The 6,173-nt window shown below is 66.0% G+C and carries 7 protein-coding genes and 1 riboswitch; of the genes, 4 read left to right on the forward strand and 3 right to left on the reverse strand.

Translation table 11 applies throughout. The features are described 5' to 3' along the window. Nucleotides 1-125 precede the first annotated feature (125 nt). On the forward strand, nt 126-647 hold the full coding sequence (gene nrdR, locus N7573_RS14405) for a transcriptional regulator NrdR (protein ID WP_004143350.1): 522 nt from the start codon (nt 126-128) through the stop codon (nt 645-647). A gap of 131 nt (nt 648-778) precedes the next feature. Beyond that, nucleotides 779-1,864: a bifunctional diaminohydroxyphosphoribosylaminopyrimidine deaminase/5-amino-6-(5-phosphoribosylamino)uracil reductase RibD gene (ribD, locus tag N7573_RS14410; RefSeq protein WP_279912445.1), complete on the forward strand. Its 1,086-nt coding sequence runs from the start codon at nt 779-781 to the stop codon at nt 1,862-1,864. Nucleotides 1,865-1,899: 35 nt separating this feature from the next. Here the strand turns inward: ribD and N7573_RS14415 are convergent, their stop codons facing one another. The 3 genes from N7573_RS14415 to N7573_RS14425 form a co-directional block, all read right to left on the reverse strand. Further along, entirely contained in the window at nt 1,900-2,271 is a 372-nt protein-coding gene (locus tag N7573_RS14415; RefSeq protein ID WP_279912446.1) for a hypothetical protein, read from the reverse strand. 158 nt (nt 2,272-2,429) lie between these two features. Next, the gene (locus N7573_RS14420) at nt 2,430-3,314 is read right to left on the reverse strand and encodes a hypothetical protein (RefSeq protein ID WP_032128043.1); all 885 of its coding nucleotides are present in this window, start codon (nt 3,312-3,314) and stop codon (nt 2,430-2,432) included. Between the two features lie 152 nt (nt 3,315-3,466). Further along, complete coding sequence (locus N7573_RS14425; protein ID WP_121504866.1) at nt 3,467-4,087, reverse strand: hypothetical protein; 621 nt, start codon at nt 4,085-4,087, stop codon at nt 3,467-3,469. 187 nt (nt 4,088-4,274) lie between these two features. Beyond that, nucleotides 4,275-4,420, forward strand: a riboswitch (FMN riboswitch). A 74-nt stretch (nt 4,421-4,494) separates the two neighbouring features. Between N7573_RS14425 and N7573_RS14430 the strand changes: the two genes are divergently transcribed. Beyond that, nucleotides 4,495-5,121, forward strand: coding sequence for a riboflavin synthase (locus tag N7573_RS14430; protein ID WP_065722764.1), 627 nt, complete (start codon nt 4,495-4,497; stop codon nt 5,119-5,121). Next, nucleotides 5,118-6,173 (forward strand): 3,4-dihydroxy-2-butanone-4-phosphate synthase (gene ribB, locus N7573_RS14435; protein WP_279943200.1); only part of this gene is annotated, 1,056 nt, incomplete at its 3' end. The genes N7573_RS14430 and ribB, both read left to right, overlap by 4 nt.

The raw sequence follows: 6,173 nt of genomic DNA on the forward strand, positions 1-6,173 counted from the left end.
GGCTCTGTTCGGCCGAAATGCAGGCACTTCCGCGCAGACAGCATTTGCTGCGGGGGCCTTTCTCAGGTACCTTTGCGACGCTGCCATGACCGTGGCAATAGGTACTTTCCTGAGCCAGGCGTTCCATGCACTGCCCCTTCTGCCAACATGCCGATACCCGGGTCATCGACTCGCGCGTCTCCGAAGACGGCGCGACGATCCGTCGTCGGCGTGAATGCGAAGCCTGTGGCGAGCGCTTCAGCACCATGGAAACGGTGGAGTTGAAACTGCCCGCCATCGTCAAGAGCGATGGCACCCGTGAAGCATTCGACCAGCGCAAGGTCCGCGCTGGCTTCGACCGCGCGCTGCAGAAGCGTGCGGTGGCCGAAGACAAGATCGAAGCGGCGGTACGCGCCGTGGTCCACCAGCTGCGCATCAGCGGCGAGCGCGAAGTGCCCTCGATCAAGGTCGGCGAGTTCGTCATGAACGAACTGCGCAAGCTCGACCATGTCGGCTACGTACGCTTCGCGTCGGTCTATCGCAGCTTCGAGGACGTGGCCGATTTCCGCGAGGAGATCGAGAAGCTTGAGCGCGACCTGCCCTCCAGTACCGAACAGCTGCAGTTGCTGGGCGACGTGATCGCCCTGACCAAGAAGAAGAAGGGCTGACGCCCCGGTAGATGCCAACCTTGGTTGGCACAGATATCTGCTTCGGTGGGTGCCAACCTTGGTTGGCACAGTGGCGCCCATCCACGCATGGCGTGGATCTACACCGCCACCAACGGCGCTACCATGGCCGCATGACCACCCCGTTCTCCGTTCTCGACCACCTGCACATGGCCAACGCACTGCGTCTGGCCGAGCGTGCCGCCTACACCACCCGCCCCAACCCGATGGTCGGCTGCGTGATCGCCCACGGCGAACGCGTGGTCGGGCAGGGCTGGCACCAGCGTGCCGGTGGACCGCACGCCGAAGTGTTCGCGCTGCGCGAGGCAGGAAGCGAGGCGCGCGGTGCCACCGCCTACGTCACCCTGGAGCCTTGTGCGCACTACGGGCGCACACCGCCGTGTGCGCTGGCCTTGATCGAAGCGGGTGTGTCGCGCGTCGTTGCCGCGATGCGCGATCCGTTCCCGAAGGTCGATGGTGGTGGCTTCGATCTGCTGCGCAATGCGGGCATCGAAGTCGCTGAAGGGCTGATGGCGACGCAGGCACGTGAGCTCAACAAGGGCTTCCTGTCGCGTGTGGAGCGCAACCGGCCGTGGCTGCGGGTGAAGCTGGCGGCCAGCCTCGACGGTCGCACCGCGATGGCCGATGGTAGCTCCAAGTGGATCACCGGCCCGGCCGCGCGCGAAGACGTGCAGCACTGGCGCGCGCGCGCCGGCGCGATCCTGACCGGCGCCGAAACCGTGCTGGCCGACGACCCGATGCTGACCGTGCGCCTGGCTGATGCCGAGGTGATGCCGCCACTGCGCGTAGTGCTGGATTCGCGCCTGCGCTCACTGGAGTGCAGCCGCGTGCGCGAGGGCGGGGCACCGACGCTGTACCTGCACGATGCTGCAGTGAGTGCACCGGATGCGGCCGATGCCGAATTCGCCAGCGTGCCCAGTGTTGACGGCCGTCTCGATCTTGGCGCGGTGCTGGCACTGCTGGCCGAACGCGGCATCAACGAAGTGCATACCGAAGCCGGCGCGACGCTGGCCGGTGCCTTGCTGCACGGCGGCTGGGTGGACGAACTGCTGCTGTATCAGGCGCCCACGCTGCTGGGCGATACCGGTCGCCCGCTGCTGGCCGGCCTCGGCATCGATGCCATGGACCAGCAGCGCCGCCTGCGTGTGGTGGACCAGCGTCAGGTCGGTGAGGACATCAGGCTGCTGCTGCGCCCGTGAGGGAATGACGCGAAGCAGGGGCGATGCCCTTGTCGTCAGGCTTCCTCGTCGTCTTCTTCGCCGACGGGGCACTGGCCCTTCCATTGCTGCTTCCACAGTGCATGCAGGTTGCGGCAGTACGCGCCCAGTGCCTCGCCCGGCAGGTTCTTCGCCTTCAATCGCAACTGGTGACGGGTAAACCCGTCGTCGTACTCATGCGGCAATACCAGCACTGCGCACTGATCGTGGTACATCAGGAACGCGTGGCAGTCGTCGTCTTCGCTCATCCACGCATCCAGCTGCCTGTCGCTCAGCAGGGTTGACTCGAAGGCAACCGCTGGGATGACCGAGAAGGTCGTAATCCTGGACTTGGGAACTTTGGCTTGCCCGCACGCCACCAGCGCCAGCAGCGTCAGCAACATGACCATGGTCGACGTCGTGCGGTGTTTCATGCGGTTGCCCCGATGGAAGAGGGCAACAGCATTGACCATGCAGGCCACGCAGGGCCATGCAACGGTTCTGAAAGTGCGGCCGCCCTCGTCGTCGGCGACAATGAGCCGAGCGTGGGCTCGGCTCTACACGCGGCTCACGCGCACTCGTCGGTCCACATCATCTCGGCGATCGGGCGCAGTGCCTTGCACTCCTGCGTCATCTCATCGGCCGACTGTACCTGGGCCTTGGCCTTCAGCTCCTCGGCCATGGCGTCCACGCCGCTGATCTGGTCCGGTGCGATCTTCGCCACGCAGGCACGATGCTGCTGCAGCAGCAGGTCGCAGCCCGGTACGCCGGTCACCTTCGGCGCGTTGGCCGCCTGCGCATCCTGCATCCAGTCCTCGAACGGTGCCAGCGCACCGGCCACGGTGCCCACCAGGTCATCGAAATTGCCGCTGTACCAGTAGCCGTTGTCCTTGGCCGGGTACAGGGTGAAGGTGCCGCTGACCGGCACGCGCGCGCCACTCTGCAGCGCCTGGGTGTAGGCATCGGTGAACTGCTTGCGCGAGGCCGGGCTGGCATCGGATGCGAGGCTGGCGGCGAACAGCGGGCGCACCTTGCCCAGGTCGGGCAGCTGGCAGCTGTAGGTGATCCGCGCCAGCTTCTGGTCTTCAACGTATTCGTTGTCTTCGATCACGCTCTTGGTCGCGCGGCACTTCGAATCACGCAGCGCTTTGGCATACAGCGCTTCGGTGGCTGCAGCGTCTACCTTGGCGCCGGTGCTGGCCAGTACGGTCTGCCAGGGTTCGGCCAGTGCCTTGGCCAGCGCACCCGGGTTCGGGGTCACAGCGTCCTGGCCTTCAAATGCCGGTTTCAGTGCGTCGTTGAGCGCGCGCGTGGCGGTCGCGTCGTCTTCCAGCAGGGTGCGTGCATACAGGTCGAACGCCTGTTCGGGCGACAGCGTGGCCGGGGCGGCCGTGGCGATCAGCGGGGCGCACAGCAGCATGCTGGCCAGCAGAGTACGGGTGGGGGTCTTCATGACGGTGTTTTCCTGTTCCAGAGGCGCGCAAGCCTAGCGCATCTGCGTGGACTTTCGATGGCGCGATGGGGTCACGAGGTCGTGTATGCCGGCCAAAAAAACGGGCCCCTTGCGGGGCCCGTTCGATCGCACGACGAGGAGCGATCGCTGGATCAGAAGCTGGCGCGGACGCCGGCCGAGTACTGGGTGACGTCGCGGTAGCCGGAGATCTCGCCCACCAGCCCCCAGGTCCTGGTGAAGTTGATCTGGCCACCGATGGTGCCGACCCAGGTGCCCTTGTAGTTGTTGCCGCCGTCCATGTAACCGGCCTTGGCCCAGGCTTCGGTCATGCGCGACGGCTTGCCGCGGATGCCCATGGTGGCGCGGGCCAGGTTGGTGTGGTCCTTGTAGCGGTCGCTGTAGCCGTCATAACGATCGGTCAGCTCAGCGTTCTGGCGCACCCAGGCGATGTCGGCGGTGAAGTCGACGCGGTCGGTCCACGGCATGTGGTAGCCGATGCCCAGCTCCGGCTGATTCAGTTCAACCTTCAGCGAACCGTCGCTGTAGTGATAGGTCTTGCTGGTGCGCGACCAGCCACCGAACACGTAGACCTGTTCGGCGATGGCCACAGAGCCACGCAGGTAGCCGCCGTCGACCTTCGGGTCGTCCAGTGCGTTGTCGTCAACTTTGACCTGCGTCCAACCGCCTTCAACGTAGGTGTAGCTCAGGGCGTCGGCCGAAGCCGAGAGCGGGGCGGTGGCCAGCAGGGCGGCCACGATCAGCATCTTGCGCATGGGAATTCCTGTGAATTTCAGTCCTTTGGCGGGCCTGCCCAGCGGGCTGCCCGTGGCGACCTCATGTCGTCCGGGGCAGAATTTTAATGAAAGTTTTACAAATTGCGAGCGACGGCCGTCACAGCTGTGGCATCCGACCCCGTTCAGCACGGGCTGGTACACTAGCCACGCCGGTTCGCCGGTACACAAACGTCTTCAGGGCGGGGTGCAATTCCCCACCGGCGGTAGGTGCGCAAGCACGAGCCCGCGAGCGCCCCGGCCCACGGCCGGGGGTCAGCAGATCCGGTCCAATGCCGGAGCCGACGGTCATAGTCCGGATGAAAGAAGACGGTGCCACAGGGCTCATGCCCTGCGTGCGCCTGTTTGCCTTGCGGCGTTTTTCGCTCACTTTTCGCGGAGAACGTTACTTGTTTACTGGAATCATCGAAGGCGTCGGCCGTCTGGCCGCACGCGAATCCATCGGCGGCGATGTCCGCTTCACCTTCAATGTCGGGAATCTGCCGTTCGACAACGTGCAGATGGGCGAGAGCATTGCCATCAACGGCGTCTGCCTCACCGTCATCGCATTCGACGCCAGCAGCTTCCAGGCCGATGCCTCCACCGAGACCCTGGGCCTGACCACGCTGGGCCAGCTGGGCGAGGGTGCGGTCATCAACCTGGAGCGCGCGATGCGCCCGACCGACCGCCTCGGCGGCCATCTGGTCAGCGGCCACGTCGACGGCCTCGGCCAGGTGCTGTCCATCCACGAAGACGCGCGTGCCCAGCGTTGGCGTTTCGCCGCGCCGGCCTCGCTGCGCCGCTACATCGCCAAGAAGGGCTCGATCTGCGTGGACGGCGTCAGCCTCACCGTCAACGAAGTGGACGATGAAGGTTTTGAAGTCGCCCTGATCCCGCACACGGTGGCCAACACCGCTTTCTCCGCCGCAGGCGTGGGCAGCGCGGTCAATCTTGAAATCGACCTGGTCGCCCGTTACGTGGAGCGCCTGATCAGTGTGCCGGCCAACGGTCAGCACCCGCATGGAGATGCAGCATGAATTTCGCCCCGATTCCGGAAATCCTGGAAGACATCCGCCTGGGCCGCATGGTCGTCATCGTCGATGACGAAGACCGCGAGAACGAAGGCGACCTGATCATGGCCGCCGAGCTGGTCAAGGCCAGCGACATCAACTTCATGGTCACCCATGGCCGTGGCCTGGTGTGCCTGCCGCTGAACCGTACCCGCGCCGCCGATCTTGGCCTGGCGCCGATGGTGCAGGCCAACACCGCGCAGTTCCAGACCAACTTCACGGTCAGCATCGAGGCCGCCGAGGGCGTCACCACCGGCATCTCGGCGCATGACCGCGCCCACACCATCCGCACCGCGGTGAAGCCCAACGCCAAGCCGTCGGACCTGCACCAGCCGGGCCATATCTTCCCGCTGATCGCCCAGCCGGGCGGCGTGCTGACCCGCGCCGGCCACACCGAGGCGGCCGTGGACATGGCCATGCTGGCCGGGCTGGAACCGGCCGGCGTGCTGGTGGAGATCCTGAACCCGGATGGCAGCATGGCACGCCGCCCGGAACTGGAAGTGTTCGCCCGCGAGCACGGTCTGAAGATGGGCTCCATCGCCGACCTGATCGCCTACCGCCTGGCCACCGAAAAGACCGTCGAGCGTGTGGACGAGCGCGAGATTGAGACCGAGTTCGGCCCGTTCAAGCTGGTCACCTACCGCGATCGCATCGCCCACGACGTGCATTTCGCCCTGGTGCGCGGCACCCCGGATGCGGACACCCCGACCCTGGTGCGCGTGCAGGTGGAAAACCCGCTGGCCGACCTGCTGCACTGGCGCCGCGATGACTTCGGCGTGGCTGCCACCGATGCCCTGCGCGCGATCGATGCCGAAGGCGCCGGCGTGATGGTGGTGCTGTCGGCCCCGCGCGACGGCGAGGCCCTGCTGGCCCGCCTGCGGCAGCAGCCTGCGCCGGTGGTACCGGGCAAGGACAAGGACGTGAGCCAGTGGCGCCGCAATGGTGCTGGCGCACAGATCCTGTCCGACCTGGGCCTGGGCAAGCTGCGCGTACTGGGCACCCCGCGCCGCCAGATCGGC

Origin of the sequence: Stenotrophomonas sp. GD04054 (assembly GCF_029836955.1) — a bacterium.
GTDB lineage: Bacteria > Pseudomonadota > Gammaproteobacteria > Xanthomonadales > Xanthomonadaceae > Stenotrophomonas > Stenotrophomonas maltophilia_A.

Bases quoted from the DNA above. Each gene is read 5' to 3' on its own strand.
- N7573_RS14425 (WP_121504866.1), bottom strand. From the start codon at position 4,087: ATGCGCAAGATGCTGATCGTGGCCGCCCTGCTGGCCACCGCCCCGCTC.
- N7573_RS14420 (WP_032128043.1), bottom strand. From the start codon at position 3,314: ATGAAGACCCCCACCCGTACTCTGCTGGCCAGCATGCTGCTGTGCGCC.
- ribD (WP_279912445.1), top strand. From the start codon at position 779: ATGACCACCCCGTTCTCCGTTCTCGACCACCTGCACATGGCCAACGCA.
- nrdR (WP_004143350.1), top strand. From the start codon at position 126: ATGCACTGCCCCTTCTGCCAACATGCCGATACCCGGGTCATCGACTCG.
- N7573_RS14415 (WP_279912446.1), bottom strand. From the start codon at position 2,271: ATGGTCATGTTGCTGACGCTGCTGGCGCTGGTGGCGTGCGGGCAAGCC.